This is a genomic window from Bradyrhizobium sp., assembly GCF_019242285.1.
Taxonomy (GTDB): domain Bacteria; phylum Pseudomonadota; class Alphaproteobacteria; order Rhizobiales; family Xanthobacteraceae; genus Bradyrhizobium.
This window is the reverse complement of record NZ_JAFAVV010000344.1, coordinates 1-25,027: the sequence shown is the minus strand read 5'-3', so window position 1 is coordinate 25,027 and position 25,027 is coordinate 1. Positions and strand designations below refer to the sequence as shown.

At 64.5% G+C, this 25,027-nt stretch carries 34 protein-coding genes; 20 read left to right on the top strand and 14 right to left on the bottom strand.

Going from position 1 to position 25,027, the window contains the following annotated elements; translation table 11 throughout:
* Window position 1: 1 nt before the first annotated feature.
* From JOY90_RS13510 to JOY90_RS13475, 8 genes are all read left to right on the top strand, one after another.
* Window positions 2-1,090, top strand: a complete 1,089-nt coding sequence (locus JOY90_RS13510; protein ID WP_291691622.1) for a glycosyltransferase family 4 protein — start codon at window positions 2-4, stop codon at window positions 1,088-1,090.
* Window positions 1,087-2,217, top strand: a complete 1,131-nt coding sequence (locus JOY90_RS13505; RefSeq protein WP_291691621.1) for a glycosyltransferase — start codon at window positions 1,087-1,089, stop codon at window positions 2,215-2,217. Before JOY90_RS13510 ends, JOY90_RS13505 begins: the two co-directional genes overlap by 4 nt.
* Window positions 2,214-3,302: a glycosyltransferase gene (locus tag JOY90_RS13500; protein WP_291691620.1), complete on the top strand. Its 1,089-nt coding sequence runs from the start codon at window positions 2,214-2,216 to the stop codon at window positions 3,300-3,302. The genes JOY90_RS13505 and JOY90_RS13500 overlap by 4 nt, the downstream gene beginning before the upstream one ends.
* A complete protein-coding gene (locus JOY90_RS13495; RefSeq protein ID WP_291691619.1) occupies window positions 3,299-4,441 on the top strand; it encodes a glycosyltransferase in 1,143 nt (380 codons plus the stop codon). The genes JOY90_RS13500 and JOY90_RS13495 overlap by 4 nt, the downstream gene beginning before the upstream one ends.
* A gap of 11 nt (window positions 4,442-4,452) precedes the next feature.
* Complete coding sequence (locus JOY90_RS13490) at window positions 4,453-5,511, top strand: UDP-glucuronic acid decarboxylase family protein (protein WP_291691644.1); 1,059 nt, start codon at window positions 4,453-4,455, stop codon at window positions 5,509-5,511.
* An 11-nt stretch (window positions 5,512-5,522) separates the two neighbouring features.
* Window positions 5,523-6,938: a UDP-glucose/GDP-mannose dehydrogenase family protein gene (locus tag JOY90_RS13485; RefSeq protein WP_291691618.1), complete on the top strand. Its 1,416-nt coding sequence runs from the start codon at window positions 5,523-5,525 to the stop codon at window positions 6,936-6,938.
* A gap of 24 nt (window positions 6,939-6,962) precedes the next feature.
* Window positions 6,963-7,604, top strand: coding sequence for an NUDIX domain-containing protein (locus JOY90_RS13480; RefSeq protein WP_291691617.1), 642 nt, complete (start codon window positions 6,963-6,965; stop codon window positions 7,602-7,604).
* A gap of 193 nt (window positions 7,605-7,797) precedes the next feature.
* Entirely contained in the window at window positions 7,798-9,639 is a 1,842-nt protein-coding gene (locus JOY90_RS13475; RefSeq protein ID WP_291691643.1) for an alpha-amylase family glycosyl hydrolase, read from the top strand.
* A 76-nt stretch (window positions 9,640-9,715) separates the two neighbouring features.
* Here JOY90_RS13475 and JOY90_RS13470 read toward each other — a convergent pair whose 3' ends face one another.
* From JOY90_RS13470 to JOY90_RS13450, 5 genes are all read right to left on the bottom strand, one after another.
* Window positions 9,716-10,183: a hypothetical protein gene (locus JOY90_RS13470; protein ID WP_291691616.1), complete on the bottom strand. Its 468-nt coding sequence runs from the start codon at window positions 10,181-10,183 to the stop codon at window positions 9,716-9,718.
* A 191-nt stretch (window positions 10,184-10,374) separates the two neighbouring features.
* Window positions 10,375-10,569 carry a hypothetical protein gene (locus tag JOY90_RS13465; RefSeq protein WP_291691615.1) on the bottom strand — a complete coding sequence of 65 codons (195 nt, stop codon included), beginning with the start codon at window positions 10,567-10,569 and terminating at the stop codon, window positions 10,375-10,377.
* Window positions 10,570-10,578: 9 nt separating this feature from the next.
* On the bottom strand, window positions 10,579-11,091 hold the full coding sequence (locus JOY90_RS13460; RefSeq protein ID WP_291691614.1) for a DUF3147 family protein: 513 nt from the start codon (window positions 11,089-11,091) through the stop codon (window positions 10,579-10,581).
* Window positions 11,088-11,435: a DUF3147 family protein gene (locus JOY90_RS13455; protein WP_291691613.1), complete on the bottom strand. Its 348-nt coding sequence runs from the start codon at window positions 11,433-11,435 to the stop codon at window positions 11,088-11,090. The genes JOY90_RS13460 and JOY90_RS13455 overlap by 4 nt, the downstream gene beginning before the upstream one ends.
* Window positions 11,436-11,454: 19 nt before the next feature.
* On the bottom strand, window positions 11,455-12,117 hold the full coding sequence (locus JOY90_RS13450; RefSeq protein ID WP_367276924.1) for a phosphatase PAP2 family protein: 663 nt from the start codon (window positions 12,115-12,117) through the stop codon (window positions 11,455-11,457).
* Between the two features lie 370 nt (window positions 12,118-12,487).
* On the opposite strand from JOY90_RS13450, the gene JOY90_RS13445 reads away from it, so the two are divergent.
* Both JOY90_RS13445 and JOY90_RS13440 read left to right on the top strand, forming a co-directional pair.
* Window positions 12,488-12,997 (top strand): DUF1236 domain-containing protein, encoded by a 510-nt coding sequence (locus JOY90_RS13445; protein WP_291691612.1) that lies wholly within the window; start codon window positions 12,488-12,490, stop codon window positions 12,995-12,997.
* A gap of 113 nt (window positions 12,998-13,110) precedes the next feature.
* The gene (locus tag JOY90_RS13440; RefSeq protein ID WP_291691611.1) at window positions 13,111-13,233 is read left to right on the top strand and encodes a hypothetical protein; all 123 of its coding nucleotides are present in this window, start codon (window positions 13,111-13,113) and stop codon (window positions 13,231-13,233) included.
* An 18-nt stretch (window positions 13,234-13,251) separates the two neighbouring features.
* Here the strand turns inward: JOY90_RS13440 and JOY90_RS13435 are convergent, their stop codons facing one another.
* From JOY90_RS13435 to JOY90_RS13425, 3 genes are all read right to left on the bottom strand, one after another.
* On the bottom strand, window positions 13,252-13,470 hold the full coding sequence (locus JOY90_RS13435) for a hypothetical protein (RefSeq protein WP_291691610.1): 219 nt from the start codon (window positions 13,468-13,470) through the stop codon (window positions 13,252-13,254).
* A gap of 128 nt (window positions 13,471-13,598) precedes the next feature.
* Window positions 13,599-13,847, bottom strand: a complete 249-nt coding sequence (locus JOY90_RS13430; RefSeq protein WP_291691609.1) for a hypothetical protein — start codon at window positions 13,845-13,847, stop codon at window positions 13,599-13,601.
* 10 nt (window positions 13,848-13,857) lie between these two features.
* On the bottom strand, window positions 13,858-14,202 hold the full coding sequence (locus tag JOY90_RS13425; RefSeq protein WP_291691608.1) for a CsbD family protein: 345 nt from the start codon (window positions 14,200-14,202) through the stop codon (window positions 13,858-13,860).
* Window positions 14,203-14,457: 255 nt separating this feature from the next.
* Between JOY90_RS13425 and JOY90_RS13420 the strand changes: the two genes are divergently transcribed.
* Both JOY90_RS13420 and JOY90_RS13415 read left to right on the top strand, forming a co-directional pair.
* Complete coding sequence (locus tag JOY90_RS13420) at window positions 14,458-14,634, top strand: hypothetical protein (protein ID WP_291691607.1); 177 nt, start codon at window positions 14,458-14,460, stop codon at window positions 14,632-14,634.
* Between the two features lie 1,065 nt (window positions 14,635-15,699).
* Window positions 15,700-15,945 carry a hypothetical protein gene (locus JOY90_RS13415; protein WP_291691606.1) on the top strand — a complete coding sequence of 82 codons (246 nt, stop codon included), beginning with the start codon at window positions 15,700-15,702 and terminating at the stop codon, window positions 15,943-15,945.
* A 189-nt stretch (window positions 15,946-16,134) separates the two neighbouring features.
* Here JOY90_RS13415 and JOY90_RS13410 read toward each other — a convergent pair whose 3' ends face one another.
* On the bottom strand, window positions 16,135-16,419 hold the full coding sequence (locus tag JOY90_RS13410; RefSeq protein WP_291691605.1) for a hypothetical protein: 285 nt from the start codon (window positions 16,417-16,419) through the stop codon (window positions 16,135-16,137).
* 157 nt (window positions 16,420-16,576) lie between these two features.
* On the opposite strand from JOY90_RS13410, the gene JOY90_RS13405 reads away from it, so the two are divergent.
* The gene (locus JOY90_RS13405) at window positions 16,577-17,020 is read left to right on the top strand and encodes a hypothetical protein (RefSeq protein WP_291691604.1); all 444 of its coding nucleotides are present in this window, start codon (window positions 16,577-16,579) and stop codon (window positions 17,018-17,020) included.
* A gap of 57 nt (window positions 17,021-17,077) precedes the next feature.
* Here the strand turns inward: JOY90_RS13405 and JOY90_RS13400 are convergent, their stop codons facing one another.
* Entirely contained in the window at window positions 17,078-17,620 is a 543-nt protein-coding gene (locus JOY90_RS13400; RefSeq protein WP_291691603.1) for a hypothetical protein, read from the bottom strand.
* An 86-nt stretch (window positions 17,621-17,706) separates the two neighbouring features.
* Entirely contained in the window at window positions 17,707-18,192 is a 486-nt protein-coding gene (locus JOY90_RS13395; protein ID WP_291691602.1) for a UTRA domain-containing protein, read from the bottom strand.
* Between the two features lie 23 nt (window positions 18,193-18,215).
* Between JOY90_RS13395 and JOY90_RS13390 the strand changes: the two genes are divergently transcribed.
* From JOY90_RS13390 to JOY90_RS13380, 3 genes are all read left to right on the top strand, one after another.
* A complete protein-coding gene (locus tag JOY90_RS13390) occupies window positions 18,216-18,641 on the top strand; it encodes a hypothetical protein (RefSeq protein WP_291691601.1) in 426 nt (141 codons plus the stop codon).
* A 110-nt stretch (window positions 18,642-18,751) separates the two neighbouring features.
* Window positions 18,752-18,937, top strand: a complete 186-nt coding sequence (locus JOY90_RS13385; RefSeq protein WP_291691600.1) for a hypothetical protein — start codon at window positions 18,752-18,754, stop codon at window positions 18,935-18,937.
* A gap of 112 nt (window positions 18,938-19,049) precedes the next feature.
* Window positions 19,050-19,316, top strand: a complete 267-nt coding sequence (locus JOY90_RS13380; RefSeq protein ID WP_291691599.1) for a hypothetical protein — start codon at window positions 19,050-19,052, stop codon at window positions 19,314-19,316.
* 103 nt (window positions 19,317-19,419) lie between these two features.
* Here the strand turns inward: JOY90_RS13380 and JOY90_RS13375 are convergent, their stop codons facing one another.
* Both JOY90_RS13375 and JOY90_RS13370 read right to left on the bottom strand, forming a co-directional pair.
* Window positions 19,420-20,208, bottom strand: coding sequence for a hypothetical protein (locus JOY90_RS13375; protein WP_291691598.1), 789 nt, complete (start codon window positions 20,206-20,208; stop codon window positions 19,420-19,422).
* Window positions 20,209-20,409: 201 nt separating this feature from the next.
* Complete coding sequence (locus JOY90_RS13370) at window positions 20,410-20,586, bottom strand: hypothetical protein (protein WP_291691597.1); 177 nt, start codon at window positions 20,584-20,586, stop codon at window positions 20,410-20,412.
* Window positions 20,587-21,135: 549 nt separating this feature from the next.
* On the opposite strand from JOY90_RS13370, the gene JOY90_RS13365 reads away from it, so the two are divergent.
* Window positions 21,136-21,489, top strand: coding sequence for a DUF6481 family protein (locus JOY90_RS13365; RefSeq protein ID WP_291691641.1), 354 nt, complete (start codon window positions 21,136-21,138; stop codon window positions 21,487-21,489).
* A gap of 93 nt (window positions 21,490-21,582) precedes the next feature.
* On the opposite strand, the gene JOY90_RS13360 is transcribed toward JOY90_RS13365, so the two are convergent.
* Window positions 21,583-21,831: a pentapeptide MXKDX repeat protein gene (locus tag JOY90_RS13360; RefSeq protein ID WP_291691596.1), complete on the bottom strand. Its 249-nt coding sequence runs from the start codon at window positions 21,829-21,831 to the stop codon at window positions 21,583-21,585.
* Between the two features lie 354 nt (window positions 21,832-22,185).
* Here JOY90_RS13360 and dctP point away from each other — a divergent pair, with 354 nt between their 5' ends.
* The 3 genes from dctP to JOY90_RS13345 form a co-directional block, all read left to right on the top strand.
* Window positions 22,186-23,208, top strand: coding sequence for a TRAP transporter substrate-binding protein DctP (gene dctP / locus JOY90_RS13355; RefSeq protein WP_291691595.1), 1,023 nt, complete (start codon window positions 22,186-22,188; stop codon window positions 23,206-23,208).
* Window positions 23,205-23,759, top strand: a complete 555-nt coding sequence (locus tag JOY90_RS13350; protein ID WP_291691594.1) for a TRAP transporter small permease — start codon at window positions 23,205-23,207, stop codon at window positions 23,757-23,759. The genes dctP and JOY90_RS13350 overlap by 4 nt, the downstream gene beginning before the upstream one ends.
* Window positions 23,756-25,027: TRAP transporter large permease (locus tag JOY90_RS13345; protein ID WP_291691593.1), on the top strand; the 1,272-nt coding region annotated here is incomplete at its 3' end. The genes JOY90_RS13350 and JOY90_RS13345, both read left to right, overlap by 4 nt.

The following is a 25,027-nucleotide window of genomic DNA, read 5'->3' as shown; positions in this document are numbered from 1 at the left end:
GATGACGGCCGACACGGTCGGCGGCGTCTGGACTTTCGCTACCGCGCTGTCCGGCGCGCTGGCCGCAAGCGGGGTGAATGTCCATCTGGTCACCCAGGGACCTGTAGCAGGCCCCGAGCAGCGGTCGATGCTCGCACCGTCGGTGCATCTGATCGAAAGCCCTCTTGCCCTCGAATGGCAGGACCCCGATGGTAGCGACGTCGCAGCCGCGCGCCGGTTCTTCGCCGAACTGCAGGCGCGGCTGGCACCCGATATCGTCCATCTCAACGGCTTTCGCGAGGCGGCGTTCGCCTGGGGCTGTCCTGTCGTGGTCAGCGCGCATTCCTGCGTCAATTCGTGGGCGATCGCCTGCAATGACGGCGCCTGGCTTTCCGAGCCGCGATGGCGGCGCTATACGGAATCCGTTTCGCTCGGGCTCGACCGCGCGCATGCTTGGGTGTGCCCCACCCGGACATTTTACAACTCGGTGCGCGATCTCTATCGCCCTTGTTCGCCGGGACATGTAGTCTGGAACGGAATCGCGTCAAAGGTTGGGACCGCGATCCAAAAGGAGAATTTCGTTCTTGCCGCGGGGCGGATGTGGGATGCGGCCAAGAATCTTTCGGCATTGGCGCAGGTCTCCGATGAAATCGCGTGGCGTATCCGTGTAGCCGGGCCTGCGGCCGATGCTGCCGCCTGCTGCGAGGGGATCGAACTGCTCGGCCCTGTCTCCCATGTCGAGCTCGATTGCCTGATGCAGCGGGCGGCGGTGTATGTGAGCCCGGCACGGTATGAGCCGTTTGGCCTTGCCGTGCTGGAGGCCGCCTCGCGAGGCTGCGCGCTGGTACTCTCCGATATCCCAACCTTTCGTGAGCTCTGGGACGGCGCCGCGCTCTTCGTCGAAGCGAACGATGTCGCCGCGCTACGCGCCTGCCTGACGCGCCTCGCGGCGGACGCGGCCATGCGCGCCTTCCTGCAGCAGGCGGCGCTGCTGCGATCGCGGCGCTATACGCTGCGAAAGATGGCTGATCGATATGCGGCCCTTTACCACAACCTTCTCGGCGCGGATACGAAAGCGGATCTCACCCTGGCTGCCGAGGTGATGGCATGAAATGCGTCTTTTTCTGTCATGCATTCTCCTCCTGCTGGAATAATGGCAACGCGCATTTCCTGCGCGGCGTCGCGCGTGAGCTCGATCGGCTCGGCCACGAGGTCGTCGTCTATGAGCCAGAGGACGGCTGGAGCCGAATGAACGCGATCCGAGACGGCGGCGAGCGGGCGTTGAACGAGATTCCCTCGCTCTTTCCCGGCATCGACATTCGCCTCTATGGACCGTCCCTCGATCTCGATGACGCGCTCGATGGGGCGGATCTCGTCGTGGTCCACGAGTGGAACAGCCCGGAGCTGATCGAGCGGATCGGCCGTCGCCGAAGTCGGGGTGCACGCTTCACCCTGCTCTTCCACGATACCCATCACCGCGCGGTCACGGCGCCCGAGCAGCTCGCACGCTTCGATCTCGACGGCTTTGACGGCGTGCTCGCCTTCGGCGAGGTGCTGCGCCAGATCTATCTCGACCTCGGTTGGGCCGATCGCGCCTACACCTGGCACGAGGCGGCCGACACCGCCTTGTATCACCCGATGCCACATCTGCGATCCGATCACGACCTCACCTGGATCGGCAACTGGGGCGATGATGAACGCAGCGCCGAGCTCCGGGAATACCTGATCCGGCCCGTCATCGAGCTGAAACTCCGCGCCAGCGTCTTCGGCGTCCGCTATCCGGATGACGCGCTTGAACAGATCGAAGCCGCCGGCATTGCTTATGGCGGCTGGCTGCCGGCGCACCTGGTGCCTGCTGCGTTTGCGCGTGCTCGCGCCACGATCCATGTGCCGCGCCGGCCCTACGCGCGCGCGCTGCCCGGCATCCCCACGATCAGGATGTTCGAGGCGATGGCATGCGGCATCCCGATCGTTTCGGCTCCATGGGCGGATTCGGAAGGACTCTTCACCCCCGGCAGCTATGTCCCGGTCGCCGGCGGCGCGCAGATGCGCGACGCGCTCTTCGCCCTCCTGCAGGACGACACATTCGCCGCCACCATCGCCGACGCCGGCTTTCGCCTGGTCGTCGAACGCCACACCTGCCGCCACCGCGCCCACGAGCTTGTCGGCATCGTCACGCAAATCCGCAACTCCCGGCATTCGACCATTGACGCCCCGCAAGAAGGAGCATTGGCATGAAGATCGGCTTCTTCGGATCGAGCCTGGTTTCGTCCTATTGGAACGGCGCGGCCACCTATTATCGCGGCATGCTGAAGGAGATTGCAGCGCTCGGACATGACGTCACTTTCTTCGAGCCCGACGCGTTGGAGCGCCAGATCCACCGTGACATCGATGATCCGCCCTGGGCGAGAGTCGTCGTCTATCCCGCCACGCCGGAGGGATGGCAACGCGCGCTGATCGACGCCGCCCGTTCGTCCGACATTCTGGTGAAGGCCAGCGGAGTGGGCGTGTTCGACGTCGAATTGGAGAAGGCGGTCGCCGATATCCCCTCCGCGGCGATGCGCATCTATTGGGACGTCGATGCGCCGGCAACGCTGGAAGCTATCGCGGCTGATCCGCACCACCATCTACGCGGCGCAATCTCGGGCTATGATCTCGTCCTGACCTATGGCGGCGGCGACAGGGTTGTGCGGGACTATCGCATGGCGGGCGCCCGCGACTGCATTCCGATCTACAATGCGCTCGATCCGGACACGCACCATCCGGTTCCGCCGCGGCCGGAGTTCTCCTGCGATCTGACGCTGCTGGCCAACCGACTGCCGGACCGCGAAATCCGGGTCGAACGGTTCTTCATCGAGGTCGCCGCACGGCTGCCGTCGCGAAGTTTCCTGCTGGGTGGCGCCGGCTGGGCTTCCAAGGCCATGACAGCGAACATCCGCAAGGCGGGTCATGTCGGAACGGCTCAGCACAACGCATTCTTTGCCTCGGCGCTCGCCACGCTCAACGTCAACCGCGACAGCATGGCGAAATACGGCTTCTCGCCGCCGACTCGCGTTTTCGAGGCGATCGGGGCCGGCGCGTGCCTGATCACCGACGCCTGGGAGGGTATCGACCACTTCCTCGAACCCGGGGTCGAAGTGCTGGTCGCAGCCGATGGCGACGAGGTGGCTGGACATCTCAACGCACTCGACCGTGTGCGCGCGGCCACCATCGCCCGGCGCGCCCAGGCCCGGATCCTGGCACACCACACCTATGCCCGTCGTGCCCAGCAATTCCACAAGGTGATCGAGGGTATCGGCGCGGCCACGGGAGCGGCAGCATGACGCCCAAGCAGCTCGATATCGTCATCATCGGACTCGCGGTCACCTCGTCGTGGGGCAATGGTCATGCGACGACCTATCGCGCACTGATCGAAGCGCTGGCTCGGCGCGGCCACCGCGTGACCTTCCTCGAGCGAGACGTGCCCTGGTACCGCGAGCACCGCGATCTGACCAGGCCTGCGGGCTGGGACGTGAAGCTCTACCAAGGCCTTCAGGATGTGCCGCGCCGGTTCGGCCCCCTCGTCCGTGGCGCCGACCTCGTGATCGTCGGCTCCTACGTGCCCGATGGGATCGCGATCGCCGAATGGGTCACGAGCCACGCCGAAGGTATCAAAGCCTTCTATGATATCGACACGCCGGTGACGCTCGCCGGCCTCGATCGAGGACTGGCCTACATCTCCACTGCCATGATCCCGCGGTTCGATCTCTATCTGTCGTTCACCGGTGGACCGATTCCGGGCCTCATCGAGGACGCCTATGGCAGCCCGATGGCCCGGCCCCTCTATTGCAGCGCTGATCCCGACCTGCATCGGCCTCGACCGGCGGCACCGCACTGGTCCCTCGGCTATCTCGGCACCTTCAGCGAGGATCGCCAGCCGCAGCTCGAGACGCTGCTGGTCACTCCTGCGCTGCAACTCGCGGCTGAACGTTTCGTGGTCGCGGGATCGAAATATCCAGTTGATCTGGTCTGGCCCGCCAATGTCGAACGGATCTCGCATGTCGCGCCGCATGAACACCCGGACTTCTACGCGCGGCAGCGTTTCGCGCTGAATGTCACGCGCGCCGACATGCGCTCGCTGGGATTTTCTCCCAGCGTGCGCCTGTTCGAGGCAGCCGCCTGCGGCACACCGATCATCTCGGACCACTGGCCCGGCATCGAAACGATCTTGACGCCGTCAGTCGAGATTCTGCTCGCCGCAACGCCGGGAGAGGTGATCGACATTCTCAGCAACATGCCCGAAGAGAAGCGGCTCTCGATTGCCGAACAGGCGCGCCGGCGCATTCTGCGTGATCACACCGCCGATCATCGCGCCGAGCAGCTTGAGGGCTACTACCTCGAAGCGGCAAGCCGGCGCGCGCGTCGGCCGCACAATATCGCTGGCCGTGCCATCCAGGCGGCTGAAACACAGCTCAACGGATAATCACGATGCACATGCTGCCCGCGATGCGAAGTCACCACAAATATTCCCGGCGTGCCCTGGTCACAGGCGGCGCCGGCTTCATCGGATCGCATCTCTGCGACAGACTACTGCAGCGCGGCTACGCGGTGCTGTGCGTCGACAATCTGCTCACGGGGTCGATCCGCAACATCCGGCCGCTGCTGAACCACTCGAATTTCCAGTTCATCGAGCATGACGTGCAGGGTCCGCTTCGTATTCCGGGTGAACTCGATCGCATCTTCAACCTCGCCTGCCCCGCCTCACCGGCGCACTATCAGCGCGACCCGATCGACACGATGAAAACGTGCGTGATCGGGACGCTCAACCTCCTGGAGCTGGCGCGGCAGAAATCCGCCCGCTTTCTGCAGGCTTCGACCAGCGAGGTCTATGGCGATCCCGAAGTGCATCCGCAGCCGGAGAGCTATCGCGGCTGCGTCAATCCGACGGGCCCGCGCGCCTGCTATGACGAGGGTAAGCGCGCCGCCGAGACGCTGATCTTCGACTACCACCGCGTTCATGCCCTCCAGGTCAAGGTCGCACGCATCTTCAATACTTACGGTCCGCGCATGCTCGAGAATGACGGCTGCGTGGTCTCGAACTTCATCGTCCAGGCGCTGCGCGGCGAGCCGATCACGGTCTATGGCAACGGCAGCCAGACGCGAAGCTTCTGCTTCGTCGACGATCTCGTTCACGGTCTCGAACTCCTGATGGAGAGCCCGGCCGACATCACCGGCCCGTTCAATCTCGGCAACCCGCAGGAGCTGACGATCGAGCAGGTCGCGCGCGAGATCCTGGCCTGCAGCCGCTCGAAATCCCGCCTCCGGTACGAATCGCTGCCGCAGGATGACCCGAAGCGGCGCAAACCCGTGGTCGATGCAGCCGACCGGACACTTGGCTGGCGGCCGCGCGTATCGCTCAGACAGGGGCTCGAGGCGACCATCGCTTATTTCGCGTTGCGGCTGGCGACGACGGAAGTCGCGAGTGAGCAAACGAGGCGAACCTCGTCAAAGCGAAGACATCATCTCACCGTGGCGAACCACCCAGCAGGTTAGAGACAGTTGAAATGCGGATTGCAATCGTCGGTACGGGTTACGTCGGATTGGTGTCAGCCGCCTGCTTCGCCAAAGCGGGCCACCACGTCACCTGCGTGGACATCGACAGCGTCAAGATTTCGCTGCTGTCGGAAGGGCGCATTCCAATCTACGAGCCCGGCCTCGCCGAGGTCGTGGCGGAACGAGGTGTTCGCAAGCGCCTGGCGTTCACTTCGGACGCGGCGGTGGCCGCGCTGACTTGCGAGATCATTTTTCTGGCCGTCGGCACGCCTGCCAGACGAAGCGACGGGCACGCGGACCTCTCACAGGTGTTCGCGGCCGTGGAGACGCTCGCGCCATCACTGCAATCCGGCGCCGTGCTTGTCACCAAGTCCACGGTTCCGGTCGGGACCGGCGACGAGATCGAGCACCTGGTCCGCAACCTGCGACCGGAACTGGATTTCGAGGTTGCCTCCAACCCCGAATTTCTCCGCGCCGGCCGGGCGATCGAAGACTTCGTCCGGCCCGACCGCGTCGTCATCGGCGCCCAGCAGCAGCGGGCCGCGGATCTCCTGGTCCGGCTCTATCGCAGCGTCGGAATCGAGCGGATACGGATCCTGTTGACCGATCGCCGATCCGCCGAGTTGATCAAATATGCAGCCAACGGCTTTCTCGCGACGAAGATCGCCTTCATCAACGAGGTGGCCAACCTCTGCGAGAAGGTGGACGCCCGGATCGGCGACGTCGCAAGCGGCATCGGTCTCGACGGCCGCATCGGCATGCATTATCTCCAGCCGGGTCCCGGCTTCGGCGGCTCCTGCTTCCCCAAGGATGCACGCGCGCTGGTGAAGATGGGCGAGGACCATGAGGCACCGATGCGCATCATCGAGACGGTGCTGGCCTCGAACGACGCCCGCAAGCGCGCGATGGCGCGCAAGGTTGCGGGACTCCAGGGCGGTTCGTTGCGTGGCAAGACATTCGCCCTGCTTGGCCTGACCTTCAAGGCCGGAACCGACGACATGCGCGATGCCGTTTCCATCCCGCTGGCGCAGACGCTGATCGATGCGGGCAGCCTGGTCAAGGCCTACGATCCGGTCGCGACCGATCGCGCCCGCGGCATTCTTCCAGCACGCGTGCGTTACTGCACGTCGGCCCTGGATGCAGCGCACGGCGCCGACGCGATCGTTATTGCAACGGAATGGGACGAATTCCGGGGGCTCGACTTCCAGCAACTGAAAGCGAGAATGCGGACTCCGACGATCGTCGACTTGCGCAACCTGCTGAGCGAAACCGAGGTGCGTGCGAACGGCTTCCGGTATGTCGGGATCGGCAGCGCCGATCGGCCCCCGTCGGACCGGCCGGCCGTCGCTCCGCAACCCCGGAGCTGGAAGCGTCGGAGCGGCTTGCGGTCGCAGGTAGAAGAGGAGACGATCACGGCGGCCGAATAGCAGCCCATCAACCCGGATGGCCCGATGAAGAACGATGAATTGTCCGGCGACCGTCGTTGCCCAGATGCCGAACTATCCGCTCCCCAATCGATCGGATGCGGACACCGTGAATACCACCGATTCTTCGTTTCACTGGATGGTCGCGGTGACGTCGTCCCGCAGCGGTTCGACCGTGACATCCTCCGCAGCAGGCCGGTCGTCGGTGTTCTCGCGATCGATCCGGTTCGGGACGAGGTGGCGCTCACCCGCCAGTTCCGGCTCGCAGCTCACCTCGCGCTGGATCGCGGCGAGATGGTCGAGATCGTCGCCGGCGGCGTCGATGATGGGGAGTCGCTGGAACAGGCGGCGCGCCGCGAGTGCCGGGAGGAAATCGGCGCCGAGGTCCTGGGTCTCGTGCCGCTCTGTCGTCTGATGCCGGCGCCTGCCTTCTCCGACGAGTTGATGAATCTGTTCGTAGCGCGGATCGATTCGGGCTCGCTCCCGCTGCGGGCCGGCGTCGCTCACGAATGCGAGGACATCGAGATCGTCCGCTGCAGCATCGAGGAGGCGATCGAACTGATCGGCCGCAAAGCCGTGCACAGCGCGCCGACCATCGTCGCCCTGCAGTGGCTGGCGCTCAATCGTGAGATGCTGACCACCCTGCTGCCGCCCGAACCAGCCGATTGAGCCGGTGCGCAGCCGCGTCATCGCTTCCTGCCGAAGGCTCGCGCTGCTCTGGGCGTTGCTGCCCTCGATCGCGGCCGCGATCGAGGCGCCGGTTGCGTTCAGCACCGGCGCGGGCGACGCGTGGACTTTTCGGAAGCGGATCGAGGTCGCAGTCAGGCCGGGCGCATGCGATGCGGTGGCGATAACCTCGCCATTGAGCAGCACGACCGTGCCGACACGTGGCGACCACGCGCACGCCCGAATACGTCTCGATGCCGGTGACAATCGCTTGCAGGCGCAATGTCTTGCCGAGGGCGCGCCGCGCGGCCAGCCGGTCGTTCAGCACTGGCTTGTTCGCGCCCGGGACGTGCCGATCGCGCGTGTGCGATTGCGCATCACGGCAACAGAAATCGTGCTGGACGCGGGCGCCAGCGAACTTGCACCGGCGCGGCCTGCCCCCCTTTCGACCTGTGGCTGGCGGGTTCGCGCCGGCGCCAACCCGGGACCGCTTCCCGGCCTGCCGGCGGTCGGCAAGCAGGTTGCGCTCGCCCGGCCCACCGTTGACGGCGAATATTTCGTGACACTTCGGGTTACCGACGCCGCCGGACGTTTCGACGAGAGCACCGCAATGTTCCGGGTACGCCGGGGACGCACCGAGATATTCGGTCCCGCGCATGAGCATGCCGCGTGGATCGACAGAGCCATCGTCTATGGCGTCGAACCGCTAAGTTTCGGGAGGCGCGGCTTGGCCGATGTGATCGTGCGACTGCCCGCGATCAAGGCGCTTGGCGTAAACACTCTTTGGCTGACCCCGATAACGGACGCCCCGGACGAGGATTTCGGCTATGCCGTTACCGACCAGTTCCGCGTTCGCGACGCGCTCGGAGGCGATGCGGAGTTGCGCGAGCTGATCGCGCAGGCACATGCCGACGGATTGCGCGTCGTGCTCGATCTGGTCGCCAACCACCTTTCCGAACAGCACCCTTACTTCGCCGACACCGCGCTCAACGGCAGGAGCTCTCCCTATTACGACTTTTTCCAGCGCGTGCGAGCCGGCGCAGCGGTTCACTATTTTGGCTGGCACAATCTGGAGAACCTCAACTTCGATTCGCCCGAGGTGCAGCGCATGATCATCGAGGCGTCCGCGCGTTGGGTGCGCGATTACGACGTCGATGGGTTTCGCGTCGATGCGGCATGGGGTCCAAGGCAGCGCGCGCCGGACTTCTGGCCTCGCTGGAGTGCCGAGCTGAAGCGCATCAAGCCGGACCTGATGCTCCTCGCCGAAGCCTCATCGCAGGACGGGTATTATTCCCGGAGCGGATTCGCCGCTGCCTATGATTGGACCGAGAAACTCGGCCAATGGGCTTGGCAGAACGCCTTCGCCGACGAGCGGCAAACCGCTGAACGACTGCGATCGGCGCTGCGAGATACACAAGCGCGGTCATCTTCTCTTTCGGTATTCCGTTTTCTCGACAACAACGATAGCGGCCCGCGATTCATCACCCAGCACGGCGTCGAGCAAACCCGCGTCGCAGCCGCGATGTTGCTGACGCTTCCGGGCATTCCGGCGCTCTATTCGGGCGACGATGTCGGAGCGGCGTTCGAGCCCTACCGCCCGCACGGCCCTCTCCAGTGGGACGACCCGCACGGATTGCGGGCCTGGTACACGCGCTTGATTGCATTGCGTGCGCGCCTGCCGGCGCTGCGTTCCCGACAACTCCATGTGCTCGATACTGGGGCGGCCGATCAGATCCTCGCTTACCTGCGTCCAGCCGAAGGGGACGGCGGCGTGCTGGTTCTCCTGAACTTCTCCGGTACCGATGCAAGCGTCTCCTTGCCCATGGAAATGATCCGGACCGGTTGGCGTACCAACATGGTTGAGCAACTGAGCGGCGCGCATATCGCCGCGAACGACGATGGCGCGATCATCTTGCCAGCTTACGGTATTCGCATTCTGCAGCGACTTCCTGAAAAGGAGAGACCAGCTCCGCGAGTTCTGGCACGCGGCCGAGGTCGGATTGAATGCCGAAAGCGACAGCCCGGATGCACCGACTGAGCCCGATCAGCCCACCCGAGACGACTTCCCGGCTGATGGAGCCTGGCTTGCCCCGCCTGATCTTCGAAGAGACCCTTCACGGCCTGCCGATGCTTCCTTTTCGCAGGACGCGGCCGGATCCATGAACGAGCATCTTGCGTGCGATTTGGCCAGGGATCTCACCCTGACGTACACGCCATCTTACCCAGAATATTGCCAAACAAGAGATCATCAGGAACAGGGCGAGCAATGCGCCCCAACGAATGTCTTCCCGGGCGATCCCGCCGTAGACGTGAACACCATGGCGAAGCACGGCGGCCAGGACGACAGCGGCGAGCAGAAACCGGGTGATGTACCTGTAGCGCGAGCTAAGCGCTTCAATCCTTCTGAACGCGCCCCTCCAGGCACCGGCAAGTGCTGAGCCGGCGAAATCCTCGCGCCGATGATCTGCGGCGACGATCGCGCAATTCGGGCACGCAAATACGGCCGTGACGCCGCGAAGGCCGAATTTTACGCAAACGATATCAAGCCTATTCCGGCAGTGCGGACACGCGTCTGGCGTCATGATCAATCCCGTAGCACCCGAACCCGGCAGGAGCCTATCATCTTGGGCTCAGCCAGGTCGTAAACATATGTAAATGGCTCGTCTTCAATCCGGACCACAGATATTTGATAACGCTCCACGATGCTGGCTTGTGCCCGTAGTATGCGGCAATCGGAGATACCGTCGCCGCGACGGCTGCGCGGATCGCCGTCTCAGTTCGGCTTCGCCGGGTGAAGCGTTCGCGGATGGCGGTCGTGCAACATGCGGGCGAATGCATCGCGCTCTGTTTCGTGTCCTCTCATCGCCGTTTCGAACAGCGCTTCCTGGATGTCGCGCGGCATGTCGCCCCAGACCTTCATCGCGGCCCGTCCCAACAGGCTTGCGAAGCGTTCTTCGACATCGGCCATTCGCGCCTCCTAATGCACCTTGAGGAAACGGCGCTCGGCCGCCCGGCGTTCCAGGCTCTCGGCGGCCGACCGTCTCCGCAGCGTCCGCGCATGCCGAACATGCCGCCATTTGCGGCGCGCGTACCACGCCGCGACCGAAACGACCGCCCACGCCAGCGAAGCAGTGACGAACGCGGCCGGCACACTGCTTTCGACCGACAGGAAAAAGACGAGGGCGAAAGCGAGCAGCCCGATTGCACCGAGCGCCGCGCCGGCCGCATCCATGGCCGCGGACAACTGACCGCGACGTTGTCCAGCGAGCCCCGCCTCGTGCTTGCGCCGGATCTCATGGGCCTCGATCAGCGTCGCGCTGGCGCAGAAGATGGCGGGCAACGCCAGAAAGAGGCCGCCGACCAGTGCGCCATACTGCCTGCTGGTGAACCCGGTGAAAACCGTCGCGGCACCGCCCAGCGCGAAACGAATCACGTATTCGTACCAGCGACCTTCCCGCAGCGATGAAAACGACATGCGTATCGGGGTCATGTCGATCCTCCCGCGAGAAACAGCAAGCCGAAGGCGGCGCTCAACCAGACGACGAGCGCCAGCAGGGTGACGGGGAGTGCGCGAAAATGCGCGCGAACGAGAAGCTGGCAGACCACGACGCCGTAAAGCGCAAGTGCGAGCGCTCCCGCCATCATCGAGTAGCCCTGCAGGGCTGCGTAGCGCGCTCCATGCTGGTAGACGGCGATGCCCAGCGTCGCCAAGGCAACAGATGGCGCGGCTCCGAACAGGCCGGCGAAGCTCTTGGGCCGCAGCACGTCGCCCAGCATCGCGAAGGCCGAAACGACCACGCCTCCGAGGAGAAAGCGGACGAGATATTCGGTCATCTCCACCTCATCCCCACTTTCAACAACGTTCGCGAGACCCGCAGGTCCGATCCTTCGGAAAGCCGGTCCACAATCGCACCGATCGCTCGAGCCCAACCCCCAGCGCGAACCCGACCGCGACATCGCTCAGCCAATGCGCCAGCACGAAGACACGTGTCAGCGAAAGGCCCAGCGCCAGTGTCCGAATGACCGCGCGCGGGCCAGGCGACAGTGCGCCGGCGATCGAGGCGAGCGCGCCCATGTGCAGCGCATGGCCGGAGGGAAAGGCATCCTCGCGCTTGCCCGACATCGAGATGCCGTGGACATGTCCCAGGATCGTCGTGCGATCCGGTCGTATCTGATTGACCAAGCCTTTCAGGCCGTGTGGCAGCAACGAAGCTGCCACCGTGACCAGCAGAACGTGATTACCTGCGCGCTGCAGCGCTTCACCGCGCCCGCGCGTGGCGAGCCAACCGGCCGCGGCGACAGCCAGAAGCACCTTCTCATCGGCTCCCCAAGTTACGGCGCGGGCAACGGCCTCCGGCGCCGGCGCCGTGTTGCGCAGGATGACACGCGAAATCGCAATGTCAGCCCCGGTCGGCTTCACCGTGATCGGGAACATGTGGTGGCGACTGGCACGAATTCGGGCTGGTATCGGCATGGGCAGTTGCGTCACAGAGAAGAAAACGGGTTCCTTCCACAACGCACCACCGGCCGTTGGGGTTCATCTCAGTGTCACATTCCGGAGGACGATCGGCGCATTCGTGTTGCAATTGCGAAGGACGCTTGAATTCGATTGGCAGGACTGATCGTTTCGTCGTCTCGCCAATTCGGATTGGAACGGTCATTGCGCGGCAGATTTCTCTTCCTAGGGTTTCGAGCGAGCATCAATAGAGAACCGTGAAGGTGCGGCAAGCAACGCCCGCCGATGTCGAGACGATGAACCCCGAAGAGACGCAGACGGCTCGACCGAGCGGCCGGCGCAGTCATGCGCCGCTCGGTCGGATCGGCAGCACCGGAGATATGCGATGCCCGAAGATCGCTCCTACATCCATGGAACTCGCCGACTCCTCGTGGCCGGCGGGATCGTTGCAGCCGTCCTGTTCGTAGCGGTTTCGATCTGGCCGTTCGTCACCTCAAACCAGCTCGGCACGCCCAAGGGCGGCGCCAATCCGGCCACCGCATCGGACGACACCGGCTCGCGCGGCGCCCCGGCGCAGCAGTCCGCTGAAAGCACCGTCGGCAAGAATGATCCCTCCGGACAGGAGGACTCGAGCGGCGGACGCGCTCGGGCCATCAAGGAGAGCTCTCATGCGCTTCAACTCGATCCTCAGCAGCGGGATCAGGTGAAAAACATCATCGCCCGGCAACCGGCGCCTCCGAAGATCGACAAGAAGGCACCGTTCGAGATGATGATTGGCGCCTCCGTTCCTCGGCAGGTCGTCTTGAAGGACCTGCCTGCAGAGGTGACCCAGGTGCTGAACGGCTATTGGGGTGATCAGTACGTCTTGGTGCAGGACGCCTTGATCATCGTGGACCAGCACAGCGCCCGGATCGTCGCGATCGTACCTGGCGTGGCATAACGCGACGCCGAAACTGTTTAGATCTGGATACGAGATGCGGGAGAGAAGCCGTGCCGCCAAAATCATCGAGGGAAATGCCCGGTTCCTTGCCTCACAAGGACACCGCGCGAGAAATGCGCGAAGCCGTTGTCGAGGACGCCGACAAGACCGAGACTGAACACCGCGATCTCGAGCACGGCGACGGCGGCACCCTGGGTCTGCCGCCCCAATCGAAGGATCTCGACCGCGAGGACTGACCGACTGGCAGTCGGCCTTCAATCTGGGCGGCCGAATTCGGTGATGCGATCGGTCACCAGGAAGTGCCGCGCACCGAGTTGGTCAGGTGCGGCACCTGACGCGAGCCGGGCTTGACGCTGTCGAGGAAGCCGAACTCGCGGCTGCTTCAATGCGATTTCAATGCGCTCCGCGTCGTCGATAAATTGAGTTCCTGCAGGTCCGGTCAACCCGTTCAGCTTCAGCGCATCCGGGTCCACACCCGCCCCGGCTCCGCCGGGGCGGCGTAGGCACCAATGCGTCTCGAGAACTCGACCCGGTGCCGACTGAGGAAACGCACGATTGCACGGGCGATGACGCGAGCGCCCGCTCGGATCAGCCGACGTGGTCACCGCCGCCCGCGGCCGACCACCATGCCGGCGAGGAAGGCGACCGCCAAGGCATGCAGCGGTGCGGCCCGCGCCCAATGGGCCAAGCGGTCCAATGGAGCGCCTGGTTTGCGTCCCGCCTCGATCGCGCCAGCGACCGTCTGTGTCGTCACTCTGACGGTGTCGGTCGCCGCCTGAACGGCCTCTTTCGCCTGCTCGATCTTGCTCTTGGCGCCGAAATCCTGAAGCGGCTCGCCTTCGCCAATCATCCCCCGCCTCCTACTCGTAGTAGAAGTACCTGCGACGCTTGGGGCGAGGCGCCGGTCGCATGAGCATGGCGAATGCAAAGCCGACCGCCGCCGCCGAAAGCAACGCGCCGATCGGGTTCCGATTCACCAGCCGTTCGACCGCTTCCACACCGTCGCCCCCGACATAGCTCACGGCCGTGTCGGCGGCATCGCGCGCCGCATCCTTCGCCTGCCCGTATAGCTCTTGCACCTTGCCAACCGCCTCCCGCACCTGCCCCGCCGCCTGGGTGTTCGAGTCCCCAACCGCCTCTCCAACCCCAGCCTCGACCTTGCCGCCAAGCCCTTTCGCCGATCCTGCAATCCGGTCCTTGTCCATGACACTCTCCCTGAAACCTCGCGGGGCTAACAGCGGCAATCGATCGTGGTTCCTGCGACCGATTTTCTCGGCGCTCGCGCCGGCATCCGAGATCGGCCCAAGCCTCCCCGCTTCCAACTCCACGACGCGGAGCGCCGGTTGGAGGGGGAGACGCCTCATGCGTGGCCAGTGTGGCAGCGCGTCATCGGACTCTCGACTGTTGCGCTTTGGCGGAACCGCTCCGCCTGATGCGAGTTGCAAGCCCGGGAGAACGACATGGATATCATCTCGCTCTTGATCGGAATCCTGATCATCGTGATCGTTGGGGCCATCTGCTTTTGGCTGATCGATCGGTTCGCGCCGGATGGCCGCCTCGCAAACCTGTTGAAATTGCTCGTCGCACTGGTTTGCCTCGGGGCGATCGTGCAGCGGCTGCTTGTGCTGACCTATTGAACCAGACGCCTCGAAGTGCAGCCGAATTCAGCAGCCTCGGCAAATGCTCTTCAGCCTGGCGTAGGGCCGCCGAAGCCACCATGTCCGGATCACAGATCATGGCGCCGTCGGACACGCAATTGAGATCGCGCGACCGCGCCCGCCGGCATCTGCCCAGGGCGCCATAAGCGACCGCGCCCGAGTCGCCGGCGCAAGCGCTTGCGCGGCGGGGGGCGCGGAGGCTGATGCTCGCTTTCCCTGGCCGGCAGGACGCTGGCACGGTCGGCGCTCGCCCCGTCGGGCACTGGCCTGTCGGTCCTGATCCTGTCGGCGCGCGTGGCGCGAGAGCCGGTTCGATCAACCCGGCCCAAAGCTTAGCCGCAAGCGCGCTGGCGTTTCTCTCACGATCGCGTGTCGACGCGGATGCATGACCGGCTTGGTTCGAAGCCATTTCGCGCTTCGTTGCCTCGGCTGCGATCGGCGCCGGACCATTCTCAATGCACGAGGATCAGAAACGGCAACAAACCCGCAAAGACAGCGCACCACACCGCCCAGACGGCGAAGAGCCAGTATCGCGTTCCATCGGGTTACCCATCAAGAGATCGATGCTGCGCGTCGCAATCAGATCGTGGGACCGCCCTGCCGCGCTGAAATCAGGGCGGTCCCCGCCGACCACTTCCAATTGCCCCTGTGCCGATCGACGGAGGCCACGGCCGACCAATTGGTACGGGCTCGGCCGGGAAAAGTTTTGCCGTAGGAATACGGTCCCGTCGAACCAGACGCGTTTCACCGCAGATCAGCCTTCGCCGGCCCTGCGCGCTCCAAGGCGCCCGGCGGTCGAAGGCTCGTTTACCCAAATGATTTGCCCGCAGCTCGTCGTCTTCCCGGCCCTCGCGCATGATCGCGAGGCCGAGGAAGCCGCCTGCCACGCTGCGCCATCGCGCACCGCCGCGGAATCATCTGCTTGTCAAGATTCGCGTGTAAGGCTGCTCGTCCTACGACGATCTCGTCCCATGTACGTCATCCCGCTTGTGGTTCGCCCCGATCCTGGTTTCGGAGCGGCATGTTGGTGAGTTGTCGCGTCCGATGATCTATCGTGGTGTCCAGTACAGTCTGGTTCAGGCCATCTCGCCACAGGGCTGGCGATGGAGCTTCGAATACAAGGGCCGGCAGCGGAGCGGGCAAAAGGCCGATCGCGAGGATGCATTCCTCCAGATGAAGCGTTCGATCGACCAGGCCATCCGCCGCTATAACGCGACCAAAAAAGAGCCGTCGTCGGCTGCGAGCGTCATTGTGGAAGGAAACTTGCCGGCCGGACGCGGCAGCGCCTGAGCGGCGCGATCGTCACGCCGCGCACACTTTCAGAGATCGACGATCGCGTCAGACAGACCCTACCCGCCGGACTGCGAATGGTGCCAGGTGACCGGCGTCGCCGGCGGCAGCGGCTTCGCCACGACCCATACCGCAACCGCAATCAACGCCGCACTCAGCAAGATTGGTATCGCCAGTCTCCGCCGGGGATCAGCCATGCTTCTCCACCAGCAGTCTCAGCTCGGCCAAGCGTGCGCGGCAATATTCGCGATAAATCAGTTCAATCAGTGCCGACATGAAATCGAATCCGTCTCGTCGATGCATTTCAATGCAACAATCCTGCCAGTGCTGTGTTTCTGTCGATCTTCGCGACGCGCGGAAAATGGCTTCATAAGCGGCTGCTCTCGTTTCGTGGGAACCGGCCAAAGAAACATTGCGGCGGAGAAGCGAATCTTTGTCGCGTCCGACAGCATCGATGCAACACTTTCGCGGCATGGGATAGCCGAAGCAACTTTCAGTAGGGGCGCTGGGGCAGCAACGTGGCGCGGCCGCCACAGACGCGCAAACATTTGCGCGCACTTGCCGACCGCGTTGACGCTCCGATTCGCTCGGCTAGTGTCGCCGAAGGGGAACGTTGGGATGGGAGCGTCGCATGAAACTTCTTCCGTTGCTTGCAGTGGCGGCCGCGCTCTCGCTGGCCGCATGCGGTCGCGATCCGGGCCCGAAGGGCGACACCGGCGCACAGGGACCGACAGGTCCGCAAGGGCCTCAGGGCATCCAGGGTGTCGCGGGTGCGCAAGGTCCGCAGGGAATGCAAGGACCCGAGGGGCCGCAAGGCAAGCCCGGTAACAAGGGCGAGAAGGGAGATAACGGCGAGAAGGGAGACAAAGGCGAGAAGGGAGACAAAGGCGACAAGGGGGAGAAAGGCGACAAGGGCGATGCCGCGCCCGCGGGCCTGCGCTCGGTGCAGGCCGACGGCGCCGTGAGTTGCGACGCCGGCGAAACATTGGTCTCGGTGTTCTGCCCCGCCGGCGGCGCGCCCGATGGCGCCAAATGCGGCACCTCACCTACGGTCGGACTGTGCCTGAAGAAATAGAGCCAACCTCATCAAAGCCGGCGAACCGGCTTCGATGAAGAGCTGTCGCGGCGTGGTTCAGAACGCCGCCGATGCATACGCGCTTCGGAACGCGATCGCGCCCGCCAGCGAGCGAGGGCGGGTGCGAATCGCGTGGCCGTCATTGCCGCTCTGCACGATCCATTGGCCGTTCTCGTGGCCGACGATCTTGCCGACGTGATGCGGCCACACCACGATGGCGCCGACGTGGGGGCCGCCGGCGCTCACGCCGTAATGCGCCCAGGACCGCGCGAGATTGAAGGAGGGACCGGGATCGCCGCCGACCTGGCTGCGCATGTACCATCCGCACCACGCATAGGGCCGCCCGCCATGAGCCGCGTGGGAATGATGACGATAGTGATGATGGTGAGTTCGGGCTTCCGCACTGGTGGATACACATACGCAAAGCAATGCCGTTGCAGCCACGATATTACGCATACTTAACTGTTCCTTCGTCTTGGAGAGGAAGATCGCTGCCAGCGATCGAGAAAGCCGCGTGATGACGGGGACGCTCAAAACGTCCAGCGGCGGCTTCGGATTGCGCGGAACTAGCTCCGGCGTTTCGGTTTTAAGAAACCGCAAATGGCGAAAATATGACGCTGATGGAACCGAAAACTCTAACAGAAATAGTGAGTTAGAGGTGACACAGCGATAAATTGCGCAGGCCTTCAGCTACGCGCAACGCCTTCGGGCTGCCCACCGATGACGAGCTGAACGCGTTCGCCGGCATAGAGCGTCTCGTGGTAGACGATCGGACGCGAGCTCGTATCGATGTCGACGCTTTCGAGCAGCAGGACCGGAACGGTCGCGGGTTGTCCAAGATGCCGCGCGTCCGCCTTCGACGGCATGTGCGTCGTGCACCGCGTCACGCCGCGGAAATAGTCGAGCACGCCGAACTTCTTCAGCGCGGCGGTCATCGACATGGTCTTGCGGTACACCTCGCCGAACCCGGCAAACCGGCCCGCCGGCAGGTAGGTTTTCGCGACACTGATAGACACGTTGTCCGCTTCGCCCACCAGGTGAAGAAACACCGCGATGTCGCCATCGCGCATCTTCAGGGCGGCCGCCACCTTGCCGTAGATCGCCCGCTCGCCGACGCCCAGCAGCGTATGGCTCGGTGCATTCGTCGATTTCAGCCAGTCGTCATCGATCACGCAGCGCGCCGTGGAGGTCATGGGTGAACAGCCCTATCAAACCGCTCTATCATCGCGAGCCGGCGGAGAGCGCGTCGACCCAGAGCGCGATCTATCCCGAGCATCGGGCGCGGCTGCGGGACATCTTCGCGGGCGGCAGGCGCTGCGTGGTGTGCAGCGGCCACATTCATCATTATCGTGCCGAGAGCTGGGGCAATATCGGGCAAATCTGGGCACCCTCGACCTCCTTCACCATCGGCGTCCGCGGCCAGAAGCCGCTTCCGGGCATCCAACGCGTCGGTTATCTGCGCCATGTGCTCGATGCCAGCGACCACCACCACGAGCTCGTCGAGCCCTGTCAGTTCGTCAACACAGATCTCGGCAATTGGGGCCGCGACCCGCGCGGTTTCCATGCCCGCTATGAAACCGAGCCGTTGCGCGGCCTCGTGCTGGACGAAACGCTGGGGTGACTCATTCTCCACGTCCCCCGAGATTCCGCGCCCGAATGGCGGCCGACCCTTGACGGCGCGGCGCGCTTGGGGAAGCTGCGCGCTCGACACAAGTGAACGGGGATGGGTAGATGGGTGTGATTTCGCTGTTGATCGGCATATTGATCATCGTCGTGGTCGGCGCGATCTGTTTCTGGGCGATCGACAGTTTCGTCCGAGACCGCCGCCTCGGGGGTTTGCTGAAGCTTCTGGTTGTGCTGGTCTGCCTCGCCGCCATCCTGCAGCGTGTGTTGCCGCTCGCGGGCGTGTCCTACTGACAACACTCTGCCGCCCACCGCGTCCGGCCACTGGATCGACGCAACCGGTTCATAATTCCGCCGCGCCCTCGTTTGACGGTTCCCACCGGTATTGTTGCGTGGGAGTAACAAGATGCGGCCCGTCTATAACCTCTACCAGATGAAGCCAGATCGGCTTCCCAAGGGGGCAAGGTCGGCGTGGCTGAGGACGCTGCCTGACCAGCCGCCGCCCGTTGCCGACGATTGGATGTATGTCGGCAAGGAGCGGCATCCGAGCAAGTGGACGATGGCGGAAATGGATGCGAAAGGCACCTGTTATCTCGAGGTGCCGAGCTGGCTGTCGCGTCGGTCCGAGACGCCCACCGAGGAGTCGGCCAAGGCGCCGGCGACCGAAGGCTGAGCTTCACTCGAACGGCGTCACGCCCAGCGTCAAAACATAACGGTCAACGAAAAAGCCGAAGCGCTCATGGCGCTTCGGCTTTTCGCTTGTTCGGGCCTGTAGCTCAGTAACACCAACGCGGATCAGCCGCGACATATTGGCCAGACGGGTAGCGATAATAGCAGTTGCCGTCGGCGAGATAATAGCCGGGATGCGAGGCTGCGACCGCACCGGTCATGCCGCCGATCACGGCACCCGCGGCTGCGCCGCTCGCCCGTCCCGTCAAGAGCCCACCGAGCAAGCCGCCAACCACGGCGCCACCAATCGCGCTCGCGCCCGGATCGGGCGGGGGCGGTGCCGGCGGCGGGGCATAGGCAGCGTCGGGCGCATCGGCATAGACGACGTCGTCGGCATAGTCGTCAGAGACATAGGTGGGCGGGCCATCCAATTGTTGCGGGTAATAGTACCAGACGCCGCCGACGTCCCACCACCAGCCATCGCGACCGTCATGGATCTCGTGGCGCCAGCGTCCGCCTTCCCAGGCAACGCGACCGCGATAGGCATGCCCACCGAAGTTATGGGCGACGATCGCCCCGCGTGCGAAGTGAGCGTCCGGCCCGCGGACGGGGCCACGCGCGTAGCCGCCCGGTCCACCAGCATGAACGGGACCGCCCGGCCCCCCGGCACGCACCGGGCCGCCTGGCCCGCCGGCGTGCATCGGGCCGCCCGGGCCGCCCAGATGGACGGGGCCACCGGGACCACCCGGATGGGCCTGCACGCCCGGCCTGACCGGGGCCGCCGCATGGCCGCTTTCGGTTCCCGGCCGATGATCCTGGGCCTGCGCCTGGCACGCAAACAAGGCGACGGCGGAAACCAAGGGAAAAACGATCCTGGATCGATTGGACACGCTCATTGCTGCGACCCCTCCTTGCCCGTGTCGTGGCACCCAAACGCATGAAAGCTCTGTTTTGCAAGAGCTCAATTTTGCGTCAACTGACAGGCGGGCCATTGCTGCCCGACCGGGTCGGTTTTTTCTTGTTACAAATCGGCAAGATCAAGACAATTCCAGGCCGTCACGGTGCTCGAATCAGACCGCTGTGGGCGACCCGCGCCTTTATCGTGCGGGCTCGATCACATTGCAATTGGTGCGGCCTGACATCACGCAATCCTGCATCCGGCTGGCCGCCGTGAGCTCGCGCGCCAGCCAGATCCCCACCGCCAGTAGAACAGCGACGACGATCAGGCCGATGGCCGCACCGCGCCGGCTGTCGCTTGGCTCGGGATCGGTCATGAAACGATCAATGGTCGATTGCACCGAGGGCCGCCTCTAGCACGGCTCGCCGCCGCTCATACGCGCAATTGTGCGAGCGGCGTTCTGCTTCCTTCGGGCAGCCTGGGCTCGGCATGACCGACCCGCGTGCAACTCGTGTACACGGCCATGGTGCGGCACCGCCATCCATCGCCCAGTCGCGCATCCGCCGTCGGCTGCAACGCCCACGCCGCCGAGATAAGCGCCGCCGCACCGGCAAGGGCAGCGGCCGCAAAGCCCAAGGTCTTCCGTGCGGTCATGACAAACACTCCTCTTCAGACGCGCCATGGTTTAGGAGCCGCCGGGCTCTTAACCCTATGATTGAAATCACACGCGAGGCAAAAATTCGCCGCTTCCCCGGAGCGCCCGGACAAGTCGGCCGTTCGTCATCGCGTTGTCGGCAGATCAGGATATTCGGTGGAATCCGAACGCGGCGCGCTGTACACCGCTGCCGTGACACCAAATGTGCGCTGGCCCGCGCACGACAAGACGGTACGCAAGGCTAAACGGAAAAGTGACAAGGCTCGTTCGATGAGAGGATTCAAGCAACCCGATTTCGCCGACAGACAGAAGGCGGCAAAGCAGGCCAAGCAGGACCTGTTGAGCAAGTTCCGCGCCCGACCCGGCCCCGATGATCCCGAGGTCGCCAAACGCCGCGCCGAACGCGAGGCGATCGCCGCCAATCGAGAGCGAATCAGGCAGGAGAAGGAAGCCGCCAAGGCCGAGGAGGTCCGGCGCGCGACGGAGGCCGCCGCCGCCGAGGCCGCCCGCATCGCGCGGGAGAAGGAGGATGAGGGGGCCCGCCTGGCGGCACTGGAGGCCGAGCAGAAAGCCAAGCGCGACGCGCGCTACGCGGCGCGAAAGGCCCGCGGCAAGAAGAAGTAGCGGCGCACAGTCGCCGCAGTTCCTCAGCTCACGCCAACACGATCAGATGGGCCCGCCTCGTGCGAGGCGGGCCACGGACGGGGCATGGGCAATTCAGTTCTTCTTCATCTCGTCCTTCTTCATGCCGTCCTTCGCCATGCCGTCCTTCGACATCGTATCCTTCGACATGGTGTCCTTGGACATGCCGTCCTTCTTCATCATGCCGTCCTTGGACATCGTGTCTTTCTTCATGGCGTCGTCCTTGCCCATCTTGTCCTGGGCGAAAGCTGTGGGCGCCAGCGCGAGGCTGGAGGCGATCAGAGCCGCCGAAAATCCGAGCGCGATGCGGGTGCGAATGGTCATGGAGGGTCATCCCTTCGAGAGCTGGTGTTTGCGAGCGACCGATGTCGCCACACGTCTCGACGCTTGCACTGGAGTGATTGTTACACGTAAGGCAAAAACAAAAATTTTCTGCCGATAGCGGTTCAGAGTACTCACAAAGTTCAACTTCAGGGGGTCGGACACAATTTCGCCCGCGATGGGGGCGTTAAAGTGCCGCACCGCGCACCCGCGGGATTGGGCTAGGTGTGCGCCGCAGCAACCTTGCCTCCGTTCCGGGGCGGGCTATCAACACAGAAGCAGTCACACGCGACTACCGGCTGACACGCTCTGGCCGGCTCGAGCACTCGGTCAATGACCGATCAAGGGGAAAGTACCATGCTTACACGCCGTCACGTCATCGCATCCGCCCTCGCTGCGCCCGCCATCCTGCGCCTCGGCACGGGCACCGCGCAGGCCGCAACCGCGCTGAAGATTTCTCATCAGTTTCCCGGCGGCACCATCGACAAGGGCGATTTCCGTGACCGGCTCTGCCGCATGTTCGCCGAAGAGGTGAACAAGCGCTCGAAGGGCGACATCACTGCCGAGATCTATCCGAACTCCTCGCTCATCAAGACCAACGCCCAGTTCGCCGCCATGCGCAAGGGCGCGCTCGACCTCAGCCTCTATCCGATGCCGTATGCCGGCGGCGAATTGCCGGAAACCAATATCGGCCTGATGCCCGGCCTGGTTGCCACCTACGACCAGGGCCTGAAATGGAAGACCGAGCCGGTCGGCAAGGCGCTCACCGACTTCCTTGCCGACAAGGGCATCATCCTGCTGACCTGGGTCTGGCAGGCCGGCGGCGTCGCCAGCCGCTCCAAGCCGATCGTGGCGCCCGAGGACGCCAAGGGCATGAAGGTGCGCGGCGGCTCGCGCGAGATGGACATGGTGCTGCAGACCGCAGGCGCCTCGGTGCTGTCGATCCCGTCGAACGAAATCTATACCGCGATGCAGACCGGCGCCTGCGACGCCGGCCTCACCTCCTCCACCAGCCTGATCTCGTTCCGGCTCGACGAAGTCTCCAAGGCGTTGACCTCAGGCGCGGGCGCCTCCTACTGGTTCATGCTCGAGCCACTGATGATGTCGAAGGCGGTGTTCGACAAGCTGCCGAAGGACCACCAGGACATCCTCGTGGCGGTCGGCGCCGAGCTCGAGGCGTTCGGCAAGAAGGGTGCGCAGGAGGACGACGTCGAGGTCGCCAAGGTCTACGAGAAGGCGGGCGCCAAGGTCGCCCCGCTCGATCTCGCCACTGTCGGCAAGTGGCGCGATATCGCCCGCGACACCGCCTGGAAGGACTACGGCGCCAAGACCGCGACCGCGGGCAACCTCTTGAAGCTCGCATCCGACGTCTCCGCATGATGCATGGTCCTCTCCAGGATCCCCGGCAGCTGACGGGACAAGCCACCGGCCGCGGGCCCGTGGCGATGCTCGAAGGTGCGCTTGCGCTCATCAACCGCGTCATCGCCGTGTTCGCGGCGGTGGCGCTGATCGCCGCCTGCTGCGTTCTGAGCTACAGCGTCATCGGACGCGCGCTGTTCCAGGCCGCCAACTATTGGCAGGACGAGGCGGCGGTGTTCCTCCTGGTCGGCGCGACCTTCATGACTGCGGCCTATGTCCAGCAGCAGCGCGGCCACATCGGCATCGAGGCGTTCGTCGGCTTGTTGTCGCCGCTCGCCAACAGCATAAGGCTGTGGCTGGTCGACGTCGCGAGCCTGTTGTTCTGCGCCTTCTTTGCCTGGAAGTCGTGGACGCTGACCTGGGAGGCCTATAGCGACGGCCAGGTCTCCAACTCGATGTGGTCGCCGCCCCTCGATATTCCCTACGGACTGATGGCCTGCGGCATGACGCTGCTGTGCGTGCAGATCCTGCTGCAGATCGTCCTTCCCCTGACCGGAGCGGCGCGCCGATGAGCGTGTTCGGTATCGGCGTCTCCTATGCGGCGGCGACGCTGTTTGCGATGTTCTCGGGCATGCCGATCGCGTTCGCGCTCGGCGCCGTTGCCGTCGTCTTCATGGGCATCTACATGCCCGCCGCCTCGCTCGATACGGTGACGCAGAACGTCTACGAGGAGATGGCCTCGATCACGCTGCTGTCGATCCCGCTGTTCATCCTCAAGGGCGCCGCGATCGGCCGCTCGCGCGCCGGCGCGGACCTCTACTCCGCGCTGCATGCCTGGCTGCACCGCGTCCCCGGCGGGCTCGGCGTTGCCAACGTGTTTGCCTGCGCGCTGTTTGCGGCGATGGCCGGCTCCTCGCCCGCGACCTGCGCGGCGATCGGCTCGGCCGGCATCCCCGAGATGCGCAAGCGCGGCTATTCCGGCGGCTTCGCGGCCGGCATCATCGCCGCCGGCGGCACGCTCGGCATCCTGCTGCCGCCGTCGATCACCATGATCCTGTTCGCGATCGCAGCGGAGAAGTCGCTCGGCCGGCTGTTCCTCGCCGGCATCGGGCCTGGGCTGCTGCTGGTGACGCTGTTCGGCGCCTATGCGGTGATCCGTTTCCGCCGCGAATACGAGATGGCGAAGGTCGCCTATGCCAGGACCGGCACGAGCTCTGCGATCCTGGCCCGCGATGAATTCACGCTCGCCGAACGCTTCAACGTGCTGCCGCGGGTGATCCCCTTCGTGCTGCTTCTGACCGGCGTGATGATCGCGCTCTATGGCGGCTATGCGACGCCGTCGGAGACCGCCGGCCTCGGCGGCATCCTCGCGCTCGCCTTGATCGCGCTGATCTACAGCGTGTGGCGGCCGAGCGACCTCGCGCCGATCCTGAACTCGACGATCCGCGAATCCACCATGCTGATGATGATCATCGGCATGTCGCTGCTCTATTCCTACGTGATGAGCTATCTGCACATCTCGCAATCCGCCGCCGAGTCGATCGTCGCGATGCACCTGCCGCGCTGGGAATTGCTGGTGGCGATCCTCGTCATGGTGGTCGTGCTCGGCTTCTTCCTGCCGCCCGTGTCGATCATCCTGATGACCGCGCCGATCATCCTGCCGCCGCTGCGCGCGGCTGGGTTCGATATCATCTGGTTCGGCATCGTCATGACCATTGTGATGGAGATGGGGCTGATCCATCCGCCGGTCGGGCTCAACCTCTTCGTCATCAAGAACATCGCCCCCGACATCAGCCTCGGCGAGATCATCTGGGGCGTGCTGCCCTTCGTCGGGCTGATG

Excerpts from the sequence above, each read along its gene's own strand:
- JOY90_RS13460 (WP_291691614.1), bottom strand. The coding sequence starts at position 11,091 with ATGACCCCGATACGCATGTCGTTTTCATCGCTGCGGGAAGGTCGCTGG.
- dctP (WP_291691595.1), top strand. The coding sequence starts at position 22,186 with ATGCTTACACGCCGTCACGTCATCGCATCCGCCCTCGCTGCGCCCGCC.
- JOY90_RS13385 (WP_291691600.1), top strand. The coding sequence starts at position 18,752 with ATGGGTGTGATTTCGCTGTTGATCGGCATATTGATCATCGTCGTGGTC.
- JOY90_RS13425 (WP_291691608.1), bottom strand. The coding sequence starts at position 14,202 with ATGGACAAGGACCGGATTGCAGGATCGGCGAAAGGGCTTGGCGGCAAG.
- JOY90_RS13350 (WP_291691594.1), top strand. The coding sequence starts at position 23,205 with ATGATGCATGGTCCTCTCCAGGATCCCCGGCAGCTGACGGGACAAGCC.
- JOY90_RS13510 (WP_291691622.1), top strand. The coding sequence starts at position 2 with ATGACGGCCGACACGGTCGGCGGCGTCTGGACTTTCGCTACCGCGCTG.
- JOY90_RS13490 (WP_291691644.1), top strand. The coding sequence starts at position 4,453 with ATGCTGCCCGCGATGCGAAGTCACCACAAATATTCCCGGCGTGCCCTG.
- JOY90_RS13495 (WP_291691619.1), top strand. The coding sequence starts at position 3,299 with ATGACGCCCAAGCAGCTCGATATCGTCATCATCGGACTCGCGGTCACC.
- JOY90_RS13505 (WP_291691621.1), top strand. The coding sequence starts at position 1,087 with ATGAAATGCGTCTTTTTCTGTCATGCATTCTCCTCCTGCTGGAATAAT.
- JOY90_RS13470 (WP_291691616.1), bottom strand. The coding sequence starts at position 10,183 with ATGACGCCAGACGCGTGTCCGCACTGCCGGAATAGGCTTGATATCGTT.
- JOY90_RS13500 (WP_291691620.1), top strand. The coding sequence starts at position 2,214 with ATGAAGATCGGCTTCTTCGGATCGAGCCTGGTTTCGTCCTATTGGAAC.
- JOY90_RS13465 (WP_291691615.1), bottom strand. The coding sequence starts at position 10,569 with ATGGCCGATGTCGAAGAACGCTTCGCAAGCCTGTTGGGACGGGCCGCG.
- JOY90_RS13360 (WP_291691596.1), bottom strand. The coding sequence starts at position 21,831 with ATGACCATTCGCACCCGCATCGCGCTCGGATTTTCGGCGGCTCTGATC.
- JOY90_RS13480 (WP_291691617.1), top strand. The coding sequence starts at position 6,963 with ATGAAGAACGATGAATTGTCCGGCGACCGTCGTTGCCCAGATGCCGAA.
- JOY90_RS13370 (WP_291691597.1), bottom strand. The coding sequence starts at position 20,586 with ATGACCGATCCCGAGCCAAGCGACAGCCGGCGCGGTGCGGCCATCGGC.
- JOY90_RS13455 (WP_291691613.1), bottom strand. The coding sequence starts at position 11,435 with ATGACCGAATATCTCGTCCGCTTTCTCCTCGGAGGCGTGGTCGTTTCG.
- JOY90_RS13415 (WP_291691606.1), top strand. The coding sequence starts at position 15,700 with ATGATCTATCGTGGTGTCCAGTACAGTCTGGTTCAGGCCATCTCGCCA.
- JOY90_RS13405 (WP_291691604.1), top strand. The coding sequence starts at position 16,577 with ATGAAACTTCTTCCGTTGCTTGCAGTGGCGGCCGCGCTCTCGCTGGCC.
- JOY90_RS13375 (WP_291691598.1), bottom strand. The coding sequence starts at position 20,208 with ATGAGCGTGTCCAATCGATCCAGGATCGTTTTTCCCTTGGTTTCCGCC.
- JOY90_RS13365 (WP_291691641.1), top strand. The coding sequence starts at position 21,136 with ATGAGAGGATTCAAGCAACCCGATTTCGCCGACAGACAGAAGGCGGCA.
- JOY90_RS13440 (WP_291691611.1), top strand. The coding sequence starts at position 13,111 with ATGCGCGAAGCCGTTGTCGAGGACGCCGACAAGACCGAGACTGAACAC.
- JOY90_RS13410 (WP_291691605.1), bottom strand. The coding sequence starts at position 16,419 with ATGCCGCGAAAGTGTTGCATCGATGCTGTCGGACGCGACAAAGATTCG.
- JOY90_RS13430 (WP_291691609.1), bottom strand. The coding sequence starts at position 13,847 with ATGATTGGCGAAGGCGAGCCGCTTCAGGATTTCGGCGCCAAGAGCAAG.
- JOY90_RS13485 (WP_291691618.1), top strand. The coding sequence starts at position 5,523 with ATGCGGATTGCAATCGTCGGTACGGGTTACGTCGGATTGGTGTCAGCC.
- JOY90_RS13380 (WP_291691599.1), top strand. The coding sequence starts at position 19,050 with ATGCGGCCCGTCTATAACCTCTACCAGATGAAGCCAGATCGGCTTCCC.
- JOY90_RS13420 (WP_291691607.1), top strand. The coding sequence starts at position 14,458 with ATGGATATCATCTCGCTCTTGATCGGAATCCTGATCATCGTGATCGTT.